This window comes from Haladaptatus marinus, from assembly GCF_051194195.1.
Map to the genome: position 1 here is coordinate 530,645 of NZ_JBLZNK010000004.1, position 20,940 is coordinate 551,584.

General features: G+C 53.1%; 14 protein-coding genes. 4 read left to right on the forward strand and 10 right to left on the reverse strand.

The features are described 5' to 3' along the window. Position 1 precedes the first annotated feature (1 nt). Positions 2–1,930: a VirB4 family type IV secretion system protein gene (locus ACN2TU_RS16350; RefSeq protein WP_435156827.1), complete on the forward strand. Its 1,929-nt coding sequence runs from the start codon at positions 2–4 to the stop codon at positions 1,928–1,930. 234 nt (positions 1,931–2,164) lie between these two features. On the opposite strand, the gene ACN2TU_RS16355 is transcribed toward ACN2TU_RS16350, so the two are convergent. The 5 genes from ACN2TU_RS16355 to ACN2TU_RS16375 all read right to left on the reverse strand — a co-directional run bounded on the left by ACN2TU_RS16355 (position 2,165) and on the right by ACN2TU_RS16375 (position 10,490). Then, the gene (locus tag ACN2TU_RS16355; RefSeq protein WP_435156829.1) at positions 2,165–2,683 is read right to left on the reverse strand and encodes a metal-dependent hydrolase; all 519 of its coding nucleotides are present in this window, start codon (positions 2,681–2,683) and stop codon (positions 2,165–2,167) included. A 1,834-nt stretch (positions 2,684–4,517) separates the two neighbouring features. After that, entirely contained in the window at positions 4,518–7,556 is a 3,039-nt protein-coding gene (locus ACN2TU_RS16360; protein ID WP_435156831.1) for a LamG-like jellyroll fold domain-containing protein, read from the reverse strand. A gap of 124 nt (positions 7,557–7,680) precedes the next feature. Further along, positions 7,681–8,571, reverse strand: a complete 891-nt coding sequence (locus ACN2TU_RS16365) for a DUF7982 domain-containing protein (protein WP_435156833.1) — start codon at positions 8,569–8,571, stop codon at positions 7,681–7,683. Continuing rightward, positions 8,572–9,039 carry a DUF8163 family membrane protein gene (locus ACN2TU_RS16370; protein WP_435156834.1) on the reverse strand — a complete coding sequence of 156 codons (468 nt, stop codon included), beginning with the start codon at positions 9,037–9,039 and terminating at the stop codon, positions 8,572–8,574. Continuing rightward, complete coding sequence (locus ACN2TU_RS16375; RefSeq protein WP_435156835.1) at positions 9,036–10,490, reverse strand: DUF58 domain-containing protein; 1,455 nt, start codon at positions 10,488–10,490, stop codon at positions 9,036–9,038. The genes ACN2TU_RS16370 and ACN2TU_RS16375 overlap by 4 nt, the downstream gene beginning before the upstream one ends. 953 nt (positions 10,491–11,443) lie before the next feature. Here ACN2TU_RS16375 and ACN2TU_RS16380 point away from each other — a divergent pair. The 3 genes from ACN2TU_RS16380 (at position 11,444) to ACN2TU_RS16390 (ending at position 15,709) form a co-directional block, all read left to right on the forward strand. Beyond that, a complete protein-coding gene (locus ACN2TU_RS16380) occupies positions 11,444–12,712 on the forward strand; it encodes a hypothetical protein (RefSeq protein WP_435156837.1) in 1,269 nt (422 codons plus the stop codon). Positions 12,713–12,763: 51 nt separating this feature from the next. Then, positions 12,764–13,798 (forward strand): DUF1616 domain-containing protein, encoded by a 1,035-nt coding sequence (locus ACN2TU_RS16385; protein WP_435156838.1) that lies wholly within the window; start codon positions 12,764–12,766, stop codon positions 13,796–13,798. Between the two features lie 624 nt (positions 13,799–14,422). After that, positions 14,423–15,709: a glycosyltransferase family 2 protein gene (locus tag ACN2TU_RS16390; protein WP_435156839.1), complete on the forward strand. Its 1,287-nt coding sequence runs from the start codon at positions 14,423–14,425 to the stop codon at positions 15,707–15,709. Positions 15,710–15,719: 10 nt separating this feature from the next. Here the strand turns inward: ACN2TU_RS16390 and ACN2TU_RS16395 are convergent, their stop codons facing one another. The 5 genes from ACN2TU_RS16395 to ACN2TU_RS16415 form a co-directional block, all read right to left on the reverse strand. After that, a complete protein-coding gene (locus ACN2TU_RS16395; protein WP_435156840.1) occupies positions 15,720–16,265 on the reverse strand; it encodes a methionyl-tRNA formyltransferase in 546 nt (181 codons plus the stop codon). A gap of 256 nt (positions 16,266–16,521) precedes the next feature. Then, positions 16,522–17,358, reverse strand: a complete 837-nt coding sequence (locus ACN2TU_RS16400; RefSeq protein ID WP_435156841.1) for a polysaccharide deacetylase family protein — start codon at positions 17,356–17,358, stop codon at positions 16,522–16,524. 210 nt (positions 17,359–17,568) lie between these two features. Further along, on the reverse strand, positions 17,569–18,846 hold the full coding sequence (locus tag ACN2TU_RS16405; RefSeq protein ID WP_435156842.1) for a glycosyltransferase family 4 protein: 1,278 nt from the start codon (positions 18,844–18,846) through the stop codon (positions 17,569–17,571). Positions 18,847–18,862: 16 nt separating this feature from the next. Next, entirely contained in the window at positions 18,863–19,879 is a 1,017-nt protein-coding gene (locus tag ACN2TU_RS16410) for an NAD-dependent epimerase/dehydratase family protein (RefSeq protein WP_435156843.1), read from the reverse strand. Continuing rightward, the gene (locus ACN2TU_RS16415; RefSeq protein ID WP_435156845.1) at positions 19,876–20,898 is read right to left on the reverse strand and encodes an NAD-dependent epimerase/dehydratase family protein; all 1,023 of its coding nucleotides are present in this window, start codon (positions 20,896–20,898) and stop codon (positions 19,876–19,878) included. Before ACN2TU_RS16415 ends, ACN2TU_RS16410 begins: the two co-directional genes overlap by 4 nt. Positions 20,899–20,940: the final 42 nt, after the last annotated feature.

A 20,940-nucleotide genomic window follows, 5' to 3' on the forward strand; every position in this document is an offset into this window, starting at 1 on the left:
CATGTCGCTACTCAATCACCTCCGCGATACGATTGCAGGAACCGCCGAAGAGTCAGACCAGACATACTCACTCAGCGATGGAACTGACCAGCACGCACGACTAGTCGCTCCGTCGAGCGTGCGTCTCACCGCAGAGGCCACGAACACGGGTGATCGATGGATGAAGACACTGGTCGTCATCGACTGGCCGGATACGGCTGACCCAGGCCTGTTAGAGACGATTACGACCCATCCAAGTGCTGACGTTGACCTCTCGATTCACGCGAGTCCGCGACCCATCGAGCGTGGAATTACTGAGTTCGAAGACGCCATTCGTGACCTGCAAACGGTTCGACTCGGCAAGGAGAAAAACGGCGATCCGTCCATCGGCATCACCGACCGACGCATCCACGAGCACGAAGAAATCCTTGCACAGCTCACCGATGGGTCACAGTCGGTATTCGACGTGTCCGTATACATCACTGTCCGTGGCGAGACCCACCCTACCGTAGAGCAGACGTGCCAGCGGATTACGACGGAACTCGCAAAGCGACAGTTGACGGTAAAATCGCTGGACTACATGCAGACTGACGGGCTGGTTAGCGGCAGTCCAATCGCGGACGATGCGGTCGGGAGCGCACTCCCGAGTGCTCGCACACCGATGCTTGGTGGCGCACTCGGTGCGGCATTCCCGTTTTCCACAAAGACGATTCTCGAAGAGACCGGTATCATCTATGGTTTTCACGCGACGACGAACGCACCGGTGGTCGTCGATCGGTGGCGTCGTCCGAACGGCTATAACGTCCTCGCCGCGGCAAAAGTCGGGTCTGGAAAGTCCGTGACTGCGAAACTCCTCAGCTTGCGCGAAATCGCGAACGACCCCGAGTCGATACTCATCATGATCGACCCGCTCGAAGACTTCCGCTCGCTTGCTGATGCCCTGGACGCAGATCGCATCGTTGTCGGTGGGACACGTCGCTTGAATCCGTTGGAGATCGAAGAGACGCCTGCGAACGTCCTCGAAGCAACGGACGACCTCGACCCCTACGCACAACGCCTGTCAAGTGTGATGGGCTTTTTCGAGACGTATTTCGCACACGTCGATACGAGCGGAAACGGTCTCGAAAAGAACGCCCGAGCCGTCCTCGGTCGGGCCGTCCAAGAGGCATACAAGTGGCGTGGTATCACTCGGAACCCGAGTACGCACGGCAACACGAGTCCGACTGTCAAAGATGTGTTTCACATCCTTGGTCAGATGGCTGAGGACGCGAGCTCGTTCCTCGAAGGCGATGGCGAGACTCCACCGACTCAAAAAGAACTGGAAAAGTGGGAAGATCGGGCCGCTGACCTCCGCATCGGAATGCGGCCGTTCGTGGGTGGTGGTGAATACGCGAATCTTGCAGGGCGCTCAGAGATCGACCTTCGGGATGCGAAGGTCACATATATCGACCTCCAACAGGGAGAGGCCGACAGAGAAGTCGCGCTGATGATGCAGTTGCTGTTCGACGCGGTCTACGAGCGCGCAAAGCAGACCACAAAGCGTGTGATACTCGCCATCGACGAAGCACACTATCTCCTCCAAAATGCAGGAACACTCGACTGGCTCGAACGTGCGTATCGTCACTCGCGGCATCACGACCTGAGTATCCATCTCGTCACTCAGGAGTTGAGCGACTTCTTCATCCACGAGAAAGCCGAAGTACTGGCAAAGGAATCGTCGATCAAAGTGCTTCAACGCCTTCCGGGACTTACCGAAACCCATCGAACGCAACTCGGGCTGAACGAACGAGAAGCAGATTTTCTTCGACAAGCAAAGCCCGGAACGCGAGAACGCGGGTACAGTCATGCGCTCGTTTGTCTCGAAGACGAAGGGCATTTCCCGGTGAAAGTGACTGGACTGCCCGAGGAGATGGGTATCGTGGATAGAAAAGACGAGAGTCGAACGAGCTGAATCAGCTTTGATGATGCCGTCAAAATCGATGACGGGATCGCAAACCACACAAAAATCACGTTCTCAGGTGCCCCCGAAAAAGGGTCTTCCCGAATGTATCCCTGTAACCTTTGTTTGGCTACCCAGCAAGTGTGTCACTGGTTGATTCGTGCTTGTTGCTGAGACGGGTTCAGCCGATCTTTATGCCGGTGTCGGCGAGTGCCGGTATACTCTATACGCGCGACTTGCGTGCCCCTATCGACCAAACCGGAGTATTTTGTTCGCCGATTTAGACAGACCGGGGCGGCCATCGGTGATCCACATCAGCACTGCAATCACTGTGAGTACCAGTCCCGTTACGGTGATACCGGTTGAAAGTACCGCCTCAAAGTGGGCGACGAAACTCGGCTCCGTGTCCGGAGCGACCGGCAGTACGGGCCAGAGCACGAAGGCGATGTCAGCGTACTCTCCAGTCATGACTGGACGGTAGATATCGCCGACGAGATGCGAAATGTAGCCTACGCCGAACGCCAACGCTCCTTCTCGACCGGTTCGTCGGCAGTAAATCGCGACCAGCGTGATACCGATCGTCGCGGTGAGCGTCGAATGAGCCAGCGACCGACCACTTGGGAGGATGTGAAACGTCCACGCGAGCGGTTTATCGACGATATCGGGAAGTTGTGTCGCGACTACGAGGATGCCGACCTCGCTTCCGCTCGGAGCGCGTCCACGAGCTACGTGGACGACGAGCGAGTACGCGAGATACCCGAACACCAAGTGCTCCCACGGCCACACGAATGACCGAGACGAGCTGTGCTATCTTAGTTCGGTTGGCCACTTCGATTGATCGGGTCGGTTCCTTACCGACGATTCTGCAAGGTTTTCGACCGCAATAATGGATTTCGACCTGTTTAGTATCACTTTCACATGAACGTCGAGTTCACCAGCGGCGAAGCCCTCTGGGGCTCTCATCCGATGAAGAAGTATCCCGACTCGCCGACTCATCTTCGATGCTCTCGGAGGCACACTTCTGCTGTGAGTACGTCTCGAACGACGACGGTTTTCACTCGTTGAAAACTGTATTATATTTATACATACTGGTGTGGGTTTGCCCCAGCGCTTTGTTCAACTAGTTTCTTAAAGGATGAATACTAGTATATACTTTAGAAATTTCTATGTTCCTGCATTCTGCGTAGTTTGTTGGCGATTTAGGGGTAATAAACAGAATTTCTAGTACGAAACATTTGCTACTGGAAATTCTATATATTAATATTAAATATAAATATGCACTCTATCCCGTTCCTCTTCAATTACATTCGTAGGGGCGTAATAGAGTGGTGAACGTAACCCTCGTTGAACCAATTAGCGTCCACCTGATGTACCTGGTTTTTTGGTTACGATGAACTAAGAAGAGAGAATCCTTGCAAACGGAGTGGGTAACCCATATAACTCAAATCAAATAAAACTAGCGAGCGGGCTTGAAACGCCTGAAATTGCGCTCTGATAGTAGACCTCCGTTACTGCTACGTGGTGTCGAGCAGCGCAGAATAGGATTACTTTATGAACAAGAAGGGTTCTGATGGGACACGTCTTCGGAACACACTGTGAGCTGGCTTTGAAGACACGATTACCGAACCATGATTGCCGACGGAGATGTATTTCAACACGCTGCACTGTTTTTGGGTCGTGTTGATTTTACCGATGACCGTAACCGTGACTAGTATCGAAATATCGGCTATTTCGCGTGGGAATACTCGTCACCCCCTGTGACAGAGCACGTTAGTCCCGTCAGTATGTACTACGCCTACGAAACGCAGTACTGAGCTACGATTGATCGTGAGCGAATCCCACGAAAATGGAAAATCGCCCTGCGAGATTGTGATAATCCGCGGTTTAGATAGAACGGTTTGCCTTCCTCTTCTGAAACAATGAATTACATATTTAGTATTGTAATGGCATTAGGTGCCAATTTAATGTCATTTATCGACCACTACAGCCATTGGGTTTCTCGTAACCAAGCTATCAGCGTTCGAAATCGGGAAAACTTCGGTATCAAATTCGATTAAATGACCGGATTGGCGGATATAGGGTTGAATCTGATATCGTTGTTTCCCTGCCGAACTGATGAACGCCAGCACGTCGGCAGTTTGGACGCCACTTCCACGTGAAAATCGAAGTCCTCCCGAGACAATCTACGGAACTAGACGCACGTGAGTCGCTATCGTTGGCTGAATTGCCTTTCAGTTAGCCATACCTTCCGAAAGTGACCCTTCACTACGCAAGACGATTCGGGCACAACTCGATGCGGGAGAGTCGAAGCGCTCGCCTACTGTGTCGTCGGCAATCGGAATAATCACCCAAGCGAGTGGAAATTCACGAGTACGATATTCGCGTGACGGCCCATGGATGTCCTCGACCGTGGCGTCACGAACGGTGAACCCTCGCTTGGGACAGGATCTACCATCGAAGCTAAAACCCGGAGCCAACCGTTCTCATGGTGATTGAGTAGTTAAACTACAATTGAGAGTGTTCGTTTGTTGTGGGGGAGGGCTCGCTATTCGTCCGTCGATTGCACAGTGACGAACGCGACCTGGAGTGTTATTTCGTCTCAAGCATTTTCCGCTGTCTCGGATGAACCGTTCCTGCAGCGCGGTATTTTCTCGGGGTTGACGGCCTGTCCGTAAATCTGTACCTCATCGATTGCACCGTTGAATGCGTGGCGGTTACCGTCTTCGTATCCGCTTCCCATCCTGAGTTGTCCATTCCAGTCGAGAGACCCATTGGAGATACGATCTCGTCCCACCTGACGACCATTCATGTATATCGTGCGGTGCCTTCCATCATACGTAGCGGTTACGTGCGTCCATTGGTTGGTAGGAACTTTCCCTGCAGCGAAATGATCCGCCTTGGTGCCTGGGACATGGAACGCGAGTTCCCCATTTTCTTCGAGGACGAGGAAGAACCCTCCTTTGGAGCTGAGAACGTGGCGATAGTCGTTTTTGGCGGTGGTATCTACCCTGTTCGGTCGAATCCACATCGAGACGGTGAATTGTTGCCGTGTCGTCACGTTTGCGTTCACGTAGGAGTTCCCTTTTCCGAAGGATAGAGCCTCACCACAGACACCATCCCTGGTTGCTGTCGTTCCGATAATACTGCCGCGATGACCACCCACCTTATCGAACGTCTCGCTGTTTTGAACCTCATCAAAGGGCCAATACGCGAGGCCATTGCGGTTGTGCCATCTGACGGTGCGACCAGCCGTTATAGCTTGTTGTGAAACGGTTTTCGTTGTGCCATCTACTGCATACTTACCAGGATATGGAACCGTTATATTGAACACGCCATAGGAATTCGCTTGCGCGCTTCGCCGATAGACGAACTGCCCTCCGTCGATACGAACTTGCTTCTCAACAGTTACTCTCTCGCCCGGTGACGCTGTGCCAACAACTCGTGCACCAGGAACGACCTTGAACACCTTTCGCGACCCATCGTCATTTGAATAGATCGCGCGGTAATGCTCAAGTCCCGCCACTCCGTCTCCCCGGCTACCCAGTCGCTTATGTAACCGCACATACATCGTTTGTTCGGGAACCGGGAAGGGATAATCTCTAGTCACGATGAATCCTGCTCGGTCTCGTGTTTCGAGTCCCTCGGCCCATCCTTCCGGATGCTCAGAGAAAATGAAATCACTGTAATGATCTTGCGCAAACCAGTACGTTTCCGATTCACCGCTCACGATGTAGTTGTAGAAGCGATTTTGACTCCATTCGCTGAAGACATAGGTATTCGGATATTCTAAATTCTGCTCGGCCGCATACTCGTCAATCCATGTCGCCGTCTCGTATGTGTTCTGACCGACGCCAAGTCCTTCGACATGCACTCCCGATAAAAAGACTCCAGTCGGGACGATGAGCAGGAAAATAAAGAAAACCACGGCGGCTTCCCGGATGCTCGGAAGGGGAATCGAACCAAACGGCTGTCGCCAGCTGAATGATGATTTGAACGCCTCCGGACGCTGGAGGCGTCCCTTCGTTACAAGGTGGACGACACCAAGTCCGGCAAACGGGACGACGAACAGCGCGAGTTGTTCGGCGAACCGGACTTGGATGAGCGCAAGGACAAAGAAGTACCACACGTAGAGACAGACTGCCATCCACCCTGTACGACGCTCTCGCCACGAGATCCAACTGGCCCAAACGACGAACGGAAGCGCCACGAAAATAACGAATCCGAACGCCCGAAATGGCTGGAAAACCATGTCAAACCCGCCCCCGGTTCCGAGTAGGGGATATGTTTCCCCGATTTTACTCCGGCCGGTTCGGTCGAAGTAGTTCAACAACGTTTCGATTGGGTTAGCAAACAATGTCCAAATATCATTTATTTGTGGGATGTTCATGAACGAACTCCCGATGATATCGAGAAACCCGATCAATACGGCAAGTAAAAGCAAAATGATTGCGGCGGTGAGCCCTACCGTTTGTATACCTCTCCGGTAGATACCCTCCGCAATTCCGAGTATGGTTACCATCGCAACAAACAACAGCATCGGCGTGAAGGTGCGGTAATCAGGAAGCCACCCGAGAGCGATGTGGGATACGTATGTCAACACCAGACCGAGGCCGAGGCCGACCACGAGTTGTCTATTTTCGACGAGTGGTGACCGCTCTGCCGATACATCGACAATGGCTTTCAGGAGGACGTAGAAGACGATCGGGAGGAGGAAGAGTGGGCCGCCCCGCCATGCGAGCACCTGTGCTGCGATACTGACACCGAGTGTAATTGTCGCTATGCGACGACGCCACATCCTTGGAAGTGAAAAAATCGACGTGCTCCTCGTTTGATCGTCCGTTAGCACGACGATCGAGAACACAGTCAACACGAGCCAAATGTTATCGAACGCATTGTGGTCCGCGAATCCCAACGCGGTTCTAGTGGCGTAAATCGGGGTAATAGCAAGTAGCGTTACTGCCGCGACCCCAACCCGTCGATCGTCGGTCAAACGAACGGTGAGCAAGTATACGAGAATAGCACATATAAGGGCCGCAATAATCGGATACCACGCTAAAATTACACCGATCATTTCCGGCGTTCCTCCGGCAAGGCTTGCGATACCCCACAACGTCACGAGCAAGAGTACATCGTGGTTTTCGACAGTTTCGGGCAAATGTGATAAGCTTCCTAGATCGAACGCTATCGGCCCTGTAGTCAGTCGCTCAACCCAGTAGCGATAGAAGTACGGATCGTTCGATGCCAGAATCACATCTCCATTTCTAAACACTAATGATTGAATGAATATAACACGGACGCCGACCATGAGCGCTAATGCACTTACGAGAGCGAACAATACGAGCACTCGTCCGCGAAGCTGGGGCGGAAGAACGGTATGATGGCTATTACTTGCCTCGCAAACCCGTTTAGATTCGATAACTCGGTGGACGGCCGAGCGGTCAGCGATTTTCAGTCCATCGTCGGATCGGACGACAATTCCGGCATTGACCAGTTCAGTAACTGCCTCGGAGTCAACGGATACATCTTCCATCGTCCAGCAATCACAGCGCTCATCCGTCGCCATGATCTCCCGAAGCGTTGATACTCGTTGAGGGTTCTTGACAAGGAAGCTCTCCACTTTCTCATCTAGCTCCGTCATTCTCACTATGGTAGCACTTATGATGGCTTAAATTCTGGGACACACTGAACGGATACGCCGATAGTCGGGTTGCAATCCACCGTTCCCGTCGATTCGGATTTGAAGACGGCGACATTCGGACGTATCACTCGTCCGTTGTCCCCGACCATTCACAGGAAATCAGATACTCAAAGCGCTCGTCGTCTACAGGAACTTGTTCAGTCGTCACAGGTGTGTCCAGCCCTTTCGCAATCCCGGTCGCGACGAACGATGCGATCGGATGGTCGAAGAGGTCCGCGGATCCATATGTGCTCCCGCGTATTCCGATCGTGATACGCATGTCATCCGGATTCACATCGACACTTGCGCTATCAGCCAGTTCGAACCCCTCAACCACCGCATCCGCTAGCTGTTCGGCCAATAACGTTGGATCGTTCGATACGCTGCCCCTCATGTGCAGTTCGTACTCGCGAAAGAGTGCCGCTCCAGTTGGATAGAACGAAAGCCCTCTGCTACGCTCGTCATCGGTCACGACGAACGATGAAGTCAGCTTTTCTCCGGGAGGCACGCTGTAGTTTCCGTGTTCGGGGATGAATAGACGAACATCGGTGAATTGTTCGCCCCCACTGATCCCCGTTGGGACGTACACTTGCGTATCCTGTAGGTCAAGATCCGTCACGATGGCCGAACTCGTCGCTGCAGTAGCGGCAAATACACGCTCACTAACCCCAGCCGAGAGCAACCGTTGAGGCTTCAGATAGTACGTCAGCACGCTTGCGAACAATCCGGTTCCAGCCAACGCAAAGAGAATGGAGCGTGCGTTAGGGAAAACGATAGCACCACCAGCGGCCAACAAGCCGAGTGCGGCCAATCCGAACGCAGACCGCCGATACTGTACCTGTTGTGCGCGCGTATACTCAGTGCGAAGACGCTGATTCTCTTCGGCGAGCATCTTGACCTGTACTGCGAGGTCGCTCGGTTGTTCACCTGTTGAATCGATGCCCGCTCGTTCGTCGAATCGCTCGTCACTCTCCATTTACGTCGCCTCCTGTTGGATGACAACGATATCGTATCGATGAATTCCATACACGAGCAACGCAACAGCTCCCGTGAGAACGAGCGCTACGAGCCAGGTATCGCCGCTCAAATAATAGCTGCCCCCGACGAGCAGACCGAGTGCCACGAAAAACCCCCCAAATAGGGTTACGAGTCGGCGGGGAGATTCGAATCGGAGCGCGGATTCTACCAGTAAACCAAGGAATCCCGCTTCGATAATGGCGACCTGAACCATATCGATTCCATTTGGATAGACTGCCCCTAACACGATGTGTGAAAACGCAAATGCAAACACCGGTGCTAATACATACCACGTAATGAGTATCGCAACACCTGCAACCAGTCCTACAAGACCGTGGAACGCTGTCAACGTGAGTCCGACGACCAAGGCACTACTCACACTGATAATGGCCTGAAGTCGGTTATCTACCATTTGTGTATTCATCATGTGTTCGTTCTCCCGTAGTCGTGCGTTTGTGCATTTCGTAACAGCCGTTCGAGTTCGTCACCCGGGCCGACCTCGAACGCCTGAACGTTGTTTATTCGCGCGATCTCCCGTCGAAACGACTCGAAATTCACGTATCGTTCGTAGGCATTTTTGACAGTGGCGACGCTGCTCTCTTCGAAAAGTACCGTCGGCGTGAGAAACACCAATACCGTGTTGTTTTGCTGCTGAGCGAGCTTGACCAACTCTCGTATCTCCTTCCGATTTGTATCGTCCGAAAGAATGACGGTGACTGTTGATCCGCGTAACTGTGCAAGTTCATCGCGAACCGCTTCGTAGAGCGCACCTATCTCGACCGAAGACGTGTTTGCTCGCGATTCATCGAAAAAAGGGCGAAGAAGCGTTTCAAACGCGGAGTTCCCCTTCTGGAGATGTTTCGCTACTTGATATGTGCGGTTCAGCGAGCGCCCGTCCACCCCGAGCGGTTCGGATGGCCGGGTTCGCGTATCGGAAGAAACGAGATCGTGCAATTCCGTACGGATCGTTGCATAATGATCCCTGTCAGCGCTCGGGCTAAGGTTCGCCGTCAAACCGTTCCCATCGACGGCATACAGCCCAAGTGGTTCGCCTTTTGAACGGGTGTAGTTGACGAACGAAAGCGCGACTTGACGTGCGTAATCCAGTTTCGTTTTGCCAGCCTGACCGGTCGACATCGATCCACTGTGATCGATCAGAACAACCGTTTGTGAATCCATCTCGGGTTCGAATTCGCGAACATGGGGGTGACCTAGCCGTGCCGTGGCGTTCCAGTCTATCTGCCGGAGTGAATCGCCGGGAGCGTATTCTCGTATTCTATCGGGAGTGATGCCCGTTCTTCGACTTCCTCCCTCGGAATTACCATCCATCCCTGCTACTCGCTCACCGCCAACTCCGACGTGTACATCCCCGGGGTATCCTGTATCGACCGTGATTGTTTGTGCCTCGCCAACCGAGGTCGTCGTCCGGAAGAGGTTCGCTTCATCGGTGAGTATGGTTTTTGGTGGTGGTAACTCGAATGCACCGCCGACGGACATCACCATGGAATATTTCGACGTGGAATCTCGTTCTCCGGTCGAGATTACGGCGTAGCCGTCCGTTCCGTTCGAGTACGTGGCGGTGATCGGTAGATTCGGTTCGAGCTCGATGTTCACAGGCGATGTGTCCGGCAATTGCACGCTGAGAGCAACGTTAATACCCTCCCCTCGGTTGACCGTTGAGCGATCGAGCGACTGCGTCACGGAAAGGGTTTCGACGGTTTCCGAAACGGTTCGGACGAACAAGTACTGTTGTGCGAGCAACCATGCTGAAATTCCGATTGCGCCGAAGAGTAAAACTGGCTGGGCAAGAACAACGGCTCCGACGGCGAGGAAAACGCCGACCCCAACGCTCGCCCAATAGCGACGCGTGAACTCCATTCATCCTTGAGAAGATAGCATCGTAGTTCAAACTATCGGACACAGGGGTCACGTAGGCCCTCCTTTCTCATGGTATAGCAAAAAGAAGTATTACCGTGCGAACAGTATTGTAGTGTGTCGTGACCGGTGGTTCCCGAACACTACGTTTCAGTGCAATCGTCATCGCAATCCTGCTAGCCACGTCTGGAATAGGGATCGCACTAGACGGCCCTGGGGCACCCAATTCCGGCAGAGTGGTTGGATTTATAGATTTCAAACCGCTCGTCGGAACGGGAATCGACTCGAGCGGGACGAATGACTCATCGACTCCGCACCAAGTCAATCCCAACAAAGTAAACAGCGAGGGTTCGTCGGACACTGCAAAGCGGTGGATCAACGGCCGACTTGCCGACCAGCTTCACGATAGCGTCGGTCAGGCCAATAAAGGGGATTACAAACGCGCGAAGAATCTCATTGGAAACGGCTCCAAATACGACAAATTATCGAAACGATACGGCAATGTTTCCGGGGAATCAGACCAAGGCGCCGACAGGCAACGATTCGTACGGCTTCAACGCAATCAAACGCAGCTAGTTACCAACGTTCAATCGTACCAGGAGACGTTGAAAAAATATCGGAAGGCAAAGCGCAACAAGAACGCCGCTCGTGCACGAACGCGTGCTCGGAAATTGGAACGATACTCGGAAAGGGTGAAACGAAACGGATCCGCTCTGAAACGGGACTACGAGAACGTCTCATCGAACAGTACCCAAATAGCCAACAGCAAACGCCGCGTCGATAATATAACGCAGAATATCACGAAACGACAAGCAAAGATCCGTGAGAGGGAGTTTATCAAGACACGATTCTCAAACCTGGAGGCGTCCGGGTCGGGGTCGTTCACGGATCCCATCAATATCACTGGCCGGCTACGAGCAGCGAACGGTTCCGTACTTCGGAATCGAAAGATACGATTGGAAATCAGGAACCAAACCATCAGGTCGAAGGTTGGTCAAGACGGCAGGTTTACGGCAACCTATCGTCCCACGCTCGTCAAGGCTGGAACCCATCGACGGACGATAGAGTATGCTCCGCGAAACGATTCGATCTACCTTGGAACCAGCGGGACGATCGATCTCACCGTTCGCCAATCTAAGCCGACAGTAAAAATCACGAAAACGCCGAACGCGGCGAAGTATCGGGAGAACATTACCGTGAAAGGCACAGTCAAAGGGGACAATGTCGGTGCGTCGGGGGTTCCAGTGCGGGTGATGGTCGGGAACACGTTCCTCGGCACAAAACGAACAAATACGGACGGAACGTTTGTCATCGATAGGAAGCTGCCAACAGGAGTTGGATCCGGAAAGCAGCAAGTGCGAGCGCAGGTCGCACTCGCAAACAAAGCCCTGACGAACGCGAGCGATGCGGTACCGATGAATGTCACGAAAACCCCGACCCATCTCTCGATAAACACCCAGCGAACCGAGGATCGACTTCGAGTGCAGGGGACACTGACGACGGCGGCTGGTGCTCAAGTGGCTAACCAGACCGTGAAAATCCGTATTGCTGGTCAAACCATCACGACCGCTGAGACGAATGCGAATGGACACTTTTCTGCGGTCGTGTCCCTCCCGAAAGACACGACTAATGGAAACAAATCCGTCACGGTCGCAGCGGTTTACTCAGGCGCGATGTCCAATTTGGGGTCGACGAAAACACGAACCAACCTCCAGCCCAACGGATCGAGTGATGACATGCCCGATTGGTGGCTTTGGGTCGGCAGTATCTGTCTGTTTGGCTTCGTTGCAGGAGGCGCGTACGTAGTCTGGTCGCGGAACTTCCTCGGACTCGGTTCGAATTCGACGGGAGAGATCAGTTTGGGTGACTCCCATATGCCGACAGGTGGGGACGACGAACCAGTGCCTACGACGGATCTGATCACGGTGGCACGCGAACAGTTGGCCGCGAATCGTTCCGATGCCGCCGTTCGAACTGCGTACGCAGCAGTACGGTATCACTTCGCGCGCGAGGGCGTGAACCAGTTGCGCCCAGGGAAAACACACTGGGAACTGTACCACGACTATCGAGCGAGTGACGCGGACGACGACACTACGGACAAACTACGCCAACTAGCGCACGCGTACGAAACCGCCGCGTTTGCGACCACCTCCATCTCTATCAACGATGCGCAAACGAGTGTGGATATCGCATCCTCGCTCGTGTCGGAGTCAAACACGGAATGAGAGGGCCGCTAGGCCAACATTTTTCACCGCTCTAATCGAAATGGTGAATCGATGCCTCCCGATAGTGACCTCTGGCTACTAATCCCCCGTCCGGTTCGCCGGTTTCCCGCCGACCTCACGGCAGTGGTGATTTCTACCGTACTGACTTTTGCGACACTGTCGATACCCGTTCTTTCAGGGTCTCCGCTACGCAACCTTCTCGGTATCGCCTTCGTGTTGTTCATCCCGGGATATGTCCTCATAGCAGCCTTCTTTCCGGAAAAACGTATCGAGGAGGTCAAAACACGGTCGGTCAACGACGAACGGGACACCATCCTTCCACGGCCGGGAGACTGTATTGATGGTGTGGAACGTGTCGTACTCTCTATTGGAACGAGCATCGTTATCGTCACGGTGACCGGACTCATGTTAAACTTCACACCGTGGGGTATTCGTGCCCGTCCGCTACTATTCTGTCTCGGTGGGTTGACCCTTTTCGCCACCTTCTCGGCAGCGCGTCGACGATGGGAACTCCCCGCGAACGAACGTTTTGTCGTCCCCTACAGGGACTGGGCGGCAACTGCGAGGACTGAACTATTCGAACACGACTCCCGAGCAGGATTGCTCCTCAACGTTTTTCTCGTTTTGAGCGTGCTCCTCGCTGTCGGAAGCGTCGCGTACGCCGTTACGGAACCTGACCAGAGTGGGTCGTTTACTGAATTCTATCTTCTCAACAAGAATGAGACCGGTACGTTGGTCGCAGACGACTATCCGACGAACTTCACGGAGGGTGAGAGCAAGTCGATGTACGTCGGTATCAACAATCACGAACAACGGCCAATGGACTACACCGTCGTTGTCCGGATGGAAAGAGTCGAGAACGACACGACGCAAGTCGCCGAGGCACAGGAGTTACATCGATTTCACGCATCTCTAGGGGCAAACGGAACGTGGCGAACCGAACACGACATCACGCCGCGGATGACTGGTAATCGGTTGCGACTGCACTACCTTCTGTTTAAGGGAGATGCACCGGCTACCCCGACCGAGAACAAAGCATATCGAGAACTCCATCTCTGGGTGAACGTTTCCGCTCGTGGCCGTTGACGGGAGTACGACCGATGAATTTGTACCCGGGAACGGTATTCGTATCGGTGCTACTAGCGTGAGCGGTACGCCATCTCAAAAGTGAAAGGAGCAGACGACAGTAAGACTTATCAGAATTGTTGTCGTCCACACACTATCTGAGGAGCCCAAACGGATACCGTGAGGGAGTCGGGATTGCCGAGACTAGGGCATCGAGCTTCCTCGCGGGAAACAGGAGGCCGTGGAAATCAGGGAGAATCCAGCAGTGTCCAGGAAGAACATACCGAACGAAGCACGGAGGGTGAAGGGTGATCCAGTAATTGGGTCTCCGGCGATCGCTACCGACGAGTCAGCGATAGACCACGATCGGAATATGCAGTGTCCGTCGCGACTCATTACGAACGGGGAACCATAGATGAACCAACAGACGGGCGGGTATTGAAGTTGCCACCAAAAATGTCCGAGTATTCAACGGCCGAACCTGGAATATCAGTCACATGCGTCTGGTGTGACGGACGCACCATCCATACAGCCGACGGTTACTTCATTTGCGTCGAATGTGGCCATTCACTCGTAACTCTCCATCCAAAATTGACTGATGGTGCGAATCATCCTAGTTTGGACGAATTCCGTCCGAGACAATCCTTGTTCGGCGATACGAATGGCGAGGGGAAACGAATCCCAGCTGTCGGGTTAATCGCGAGGGAGGACAACACCGGTGACGTGATCGCCACAACGCTTCGGGCGATGAATAGGGGTCACACGGTATTCGTCACACATGCAAGTCAGCCAACGATAGAGGGTGTGAAGTTGGCCGCTCAGATCGGTGCCATCATTATTGACCCACAACAGCCCGATCCTGACGACGATTCCTTGAGGCGGGAACTGCTTCTCACTGCGATGGCCCGCTCCCACCCCGGGCTAATATTTCAGTCCAACGCTAAAGTTCCGATCGACTACAACCAAACCACGGCAACGATAGAATCGACCGAAAAATGCTGCGTCGAAGCAAAACAACCCACGCAGGAACCATCGACAACGGTTCATGCAGTGATACCTGCCCACAACGAAGCAGGCACGATTGGGGATATCGTCTCGACAGCTGATATCCACGTGGATGAGGTGGTTGTCATCGATGATGGAAGCACCGATGAGACACCGGCAGTCGCACGTGACGCAGGAGCAGAAGTCATCACGCACGCGACTAATCGAGGCTACGGTGAAGCACTCGTGACCGCATTCAGCTGGGCAAAGAAGGCGAACGTCAACGAATTGGTGATCCTGGATGGTGACGGTCAACATGATCCCGAAGACATTCCGAAGTTGGTCGATGCGCGGAACCGTACTGGCGCAGATATTGTCATCGGGAGCCGATTCGGCGACGAAGTGGAAACGGATATCCCGATATATCGCTGGATCGGACTCAATATCGTGAGTACGCTTACCAACTTGAGCATGGGAGCAATGCGGCCGCGTTCTTTCTTGCAAGATACGCAAAGCGGTTTTCGGGTGTACGGTCGTTCGGCGATAGAATCGCTAGCCGGTGCAGATATCGCATCTCACATGGATGCTAGCACCGACATTCTTTACCATGCCCATCAGCAGGGATTTGAAATAGAAGAGGTCGGGACGACGATCGACTATGATGTGGAAAACGGAAGTAACCATCATCCGCTTGCACACGGCTTCGTCCTCATCAGGAACCTACTGAAGACTATCGAACGGGATCGCCCGGTCGCAACCTTGGGAATTCCTGGATTTCTGATTGCCCTGACCGGTCTTGGATTCGGATACTGGACGATAATAAACTACATTCAAACCGAAACCTTTCCACTCGGTATCGCAATGACGTCTACATTCCTTAGTCTCACAGGTATCCTGAGCTGCTTCACAGCGGTCATCCTCCATTCGTTAAATCATTATCTCGATTAACCATTAACCGTCAGTAAAATCGGTTCCCCGACCGCCGAAACTCACGGACATCCTCACGAGTGGGCATCGAATAGTACGACCCATTCGAAGGATCCGTCGACGTTGAATCAACGACGCCTTCTGAAATCTGTCGAAGCGACTCATGGAGCACCGTCGAACCGTGCTCGGCCACACGACGGTTGAGGGTGTGGAGCGTGTCATCGGGGTGAATCTCCAACTCTTCTTGAAGGATGACATCTCCGGTGTCGATATTTTCGTCCATATAATGGACGCTGATCCCTGTCTTGTCCTCATCGTTCAACAGCGACCAAAAACTCGGTGAAACCCCCCTGTAATCGGGGAGTAACGACGAATGCACGTTAATGACACATCGGTTCGGAACATCCAGCAGATCCGACTGAAACTTCTGCGTAGCGGCAACTGATACGATGACATCTGGAACCATCGACGCCGCATACTGCACGTATTCATCGCTATTGATGTCCCTTTCGTGACGATACGCGATTTCATTTCGCTTCGCGAGCGTCTCTGGGGAGTAGGCTCGGCCAGATCCCACTATGCGATTTATCCTGTCCAAAATCATGTGGGTTCCATAAAAGAGGGAGTGTTGAAAAAATCCGATCAGTCCAAATCGTTCTAGAAGTTCCGGAACGAACTCTACGAGGCTTTTCGTTCCAAGGGCCGGTGGAATGGTGGTGATGTTGACCACGTTAACGTCGTCTGCAACGACTATGTCGCGAAGGAACGTTGGAATATAGTAATACTCATCAACCGTTATGATAAGAACGTCGAGTTGGCGATCGTCCGAAGGATCACTGCCCACTCATGCTCACCTCCGTTTTCCGATATAGATCGGTCATCACTCCGAACTCGTATCCATCCCTTCGCAACTTTTTCATCAATCGTCGGAAGATATCGGAGCCCTCGTCGCGGCGGCGGCGATAGGCGAGACGATAGGGGCGTGGAAGATGGTCGAACGCTGGTGGCACCATCAGGTCGTGCATATGAAAATCGAATACGAGAACACTGGGCGGACGGTTATGAATCATCCACTCGTACGGACGTCCGAAAAGCTTCATGTACGAAAGAGCCACCGGTACCCGGAGCTGTTCGGAAAAGACAGTGAACGGCAATTCGACGATGCCGGTCTTTTCGTGCCTGAACGGAAACCGAGAGCGAGTACGATTGTTAAACCGACCTGGACGCCACGATGGGAAGAGACTCGCATCGAACACGACGTCGTACTCTGCGAGGAGAGCGTAGTCGGAGGTCTTCGCGGCACCATCGGGGAACCTGAATCCCAACGGCTCCGTTTCGAACCTGTCTCGAAGTCTCGTTACGCTCTCGGCGATCTCGAATTCGAGATCCGCAACGGAGCGTCTGGGGTGCGTATGCGAATGTGGATGGAACTCCACGTGCGTATTCGCACTCTCCAGTTTATCGATGACTTCGGGAGCGACATCCAATAGCTCCGTCTGTACAAAGCACGTCAACGGGAGATCAAATTCTTCGAGAAACTCGACTAGAGGTGAGATTCGACGGGCTGCATCGTATCTGTTCTTCGTAATTGCCGTGCCATAATCGCATTCCAAGTCCAAAGTCAAGAACACGGTCTCAGTGGCTGGCCATTCCTCTAACACCTCGTTCATTGTCGTTCCACTACCGATGAGTATCGCTGTATAGTTACTTAGATGTCAGGGTGCCAGATTTATTCTTGATGGATAATATTATTCCCCAAAGGGTTGCATTCTTCGTTTCGCTCGGTGTGGCAATCGAAAAACATGGACATATTTCCCGAATTGGCGACTTTCGGACGAGGAAGACGATATCCTCCCACGCTACCAAGTAAAACCCCGATATTACTGACGAGTGGGTTCCGCTTCTACTTCGATCGACTTGCCGTCCGAGAGTAACCGATAGTACCGATCGATGGAATGGTCTTTCGTGAACCTGTTTTCGAATGCAGTGCGTGCGTTCTCTCCTTGTTCAGTGATGAGGTTTGAGTCAGCCCGCCACTTCTTTACAGCGTTGACGACGCTGTTGACATCCCCTTGTGCTGCTTGTAATCCAGCATAATACGTATCGACAATTTTCGCCTCATCGTCGTTCGACTGTGCAATGACCAGGATTGGCCGTCCCGCGGCGAGCGCAGTATATAGTTTACTTGAGACGCAGATTCCCTCCATTCCTTCTTGAACCGTCACGATCGAGACATCGCCGGCAGTTAGTGAATATGGCAAATGTTCGAGGTCCTGATACGGGAGAAACATAACCGTATCACCTCGTAAGCCCTTCCGTTCGGCCAATTCGACGATGGCCTGTTTTTTATCGCCTTCACCGATGATAAGGACTGTAACGGCATCATTATCGAAGTGCTCGGCAGCGTTCACGATTGTCTCGAGGTCGTGATTCTCTCCGATATTCCCCGAGTAGAGGAGGACGAAATCGTCTTTGAGGTCGTGTTCTTCACAGAACCAGTTTTCGTCCTTCGATCGTGGCGTGATGAACTCTTCGTCCTCCCAATTATGGATTATCACCACCTTCGACTCGTCGAAGTCGTCTCCGGCCTTCCCGATGATACGATCGCGCATCGTCGGGCCGAGTGCAACTACGGTACGTGCGTCCTCGAACGCGAGGACAGTCAGATTGCTCCAAATCGTATCCACGAATCCGTTCTCACCGATGTAGTCCGTTTCGACGATGAGGTCGGGATACAGATCGTAGACGATAAACGTGTAGTCCCAACGTCGAATCTGACAAACGAGCCACATCGCGATCGGAAGGAACGGTGGATTCGAGACGAAGATGAATTCACGCTCATGCTCTGACCGGCTCACAAGTAAGGTGAAAAACATCCATATCGTAAAAACCGTCCAGTTGAACCCCCGCCGAATGGACGAGGACTGTCGTAGCTGTGGAGCACGAATTCGTTTAACCAGGACGTCTTCGTACCGATCTCGCCGCGGTTGTTTCTCGTTTTCCCCGCTGTGATAGTTTGGCTGCCCGGTGTATACTACTAGATCCAGCCCCCGTTCCTGAAGCCCCACGGCGAGATCCGTCAACAACTGTCCCGTCGACGCAGTTTCTGGATGAAAGTACTCCGTAACCAATACGAGTTTCTTCTTGGACTCGTTCATGTTGAAAGGTTCGAAATCAGCGTTCGTGAAGGAGCGTTTCGAGGTTCGCTTCGACGCGTTTCTTATCGTGGTTATTTACGTACCAATCCAGCGTTTCGTCGATACCCTGTTCTAACGAGAGCGCAGGTTCCCACCCCAGAAGCTCCTTTGCCCGTGTCGTATCGGCGGCACGGTGACGCACGCCAACGGGCTTGTCCGTTAGATACTCCAACTCGTCCGGTTCCCAATCGAGCTGATCGAAAATCACCTCTATAACTTCGTTGATGGAGATATACTCCCGTATGCCTGCGTTGACGGCAGTGCCGTCCGTAATATTCTCGGCAGCAAGGCGAAGCGAACGAGTGATATCCCGCACGAACGTGAAGTTACGAGTCTGGTTCCCATCGCCCCAAATGCGGAAGGGATCCTGCTCCGCATACGCTTTCGCCATGAGCGCGATGATAGCGTGCGTTTCGTTCTCCCGTGGCCCGTACGCGGTGAAGATGCGAACTGAAGCAGCATCGATTCCATACTGTTCATGATACGATCGTAACGATCGCTCGCCCATTAATTTCGCCCAGCCATAAACCTCGTCTGCGTATGCACCTCCTCGTTCGTCGAAGCTGATCATGTCCTCGCTGAGCCGCTGTTTCTCTTTCTGAATGTCGGTCGGATACGTACAGGCACTCGAGGCGAACGTGATGCGATCTACGCCGTTTTTCGACGCAGCTTCGAATACGATATTGTCGAGTGCCATGTTGGTGGCGCAGTTCGCTGGATACGACGAAATATATCCGCGCCCGCCGTGATCGGCCGCGAGATGGAAGACCGTGTCAATATCCGTCGTCGCATCGTTCGCAAATCCTTTGTGTTTCAGGTCGCCTTCGAATACGTCGATTTCTCCTTCGACATTCGAGAGGTTACCCATCTCCCCGCTCGAAAAGTCGTCTGCAACACGGACGTTTGCACCTTCTTCGACGAGTTCCTCGACGAGGTGACTGCCGATGAAGGATGCCCCACCGGTGACAAGGACGCGTTCGCCGTTCCAGTTCATCTTTCGTCACCTCCATCCGTGATAATCGCGGTTTCTTTTTGTCCAAGTTCCTCCGCTGCCCACCGATACACACGAGGAAGTCCTTCGTCGAGGGAAACGCTGGGCTTCCAATCGAGTTCTCGACGCATTTTCGACGTATCTGCCGCGTACTTATCGGTTCCTGTGGGTTTGGAGGTGTCGTGGTCGATTTCGATACGTTTTCCGCTTATATCGATGATTTTCCGGGCAAGTTCGTTCATCGAGACGACGTCCCTCGCGTTTCCGAGGTTGATCGGTTCACCACCCAACCCCTTTTCCATCGCTTGTATCATTCCGTCTACGAGATCGTCAACGTAGATGAACCCCCGTTCCTGTGTCCCATCCCCGAACAATTCGATGGTTCCGCCATCGGGTTCTTCTAGTACTTTCCGACAGAGTGATGGAATTACGTGGCTGGTAGCCGGGTCAAGGCTCTCCCGCGGGCCGTAACAGTTGAAAATACGGATACTCCCCGTCTCGAGATCCGTATCTTGTTGGTAGGCACGACAGGCAACCTCACCCAACAGCTTCGCCCATCCGTAAGTGCTGTGCGGATTCGCAGGAATCGCTTGATCTTCACTGAATCGGTTCAACTCATCGTGCTGTTGTCGGTAAATGCACGCCGACGAGGCGAATACGAAACGATCACTTCCGTTTTTTTCCGCTGCCTCGAGAAGATGCTGATTCATCAATACGCTTGGGGTTAGCCCCCCGACATTTTCGCGTTGGATGTAATGGATACCGCCAACGCTTGCAGCCAAGTGGAATATCTGATTGGTACCTTCCGTTGCTTCGACACAGCCTTTGTACGTCGTAAGATCCACGTTACGAAACTCGATCTCATCGAGAAGGTGGTCGATCCGGTTAAGTTCACCTCGCGAACAATCATCAGCGACGACGACATCCTCACCGAGTTCTACCAGGCGCTCGGTTAGATGTGAGCCGATGAAACCTGCCCCACCAGTAACTAGCACTGTCTGGCCGCCCCCATTCACTGCCATGCAGCGATATATGACATCCTGATATTAATAAATTGAGGCCTT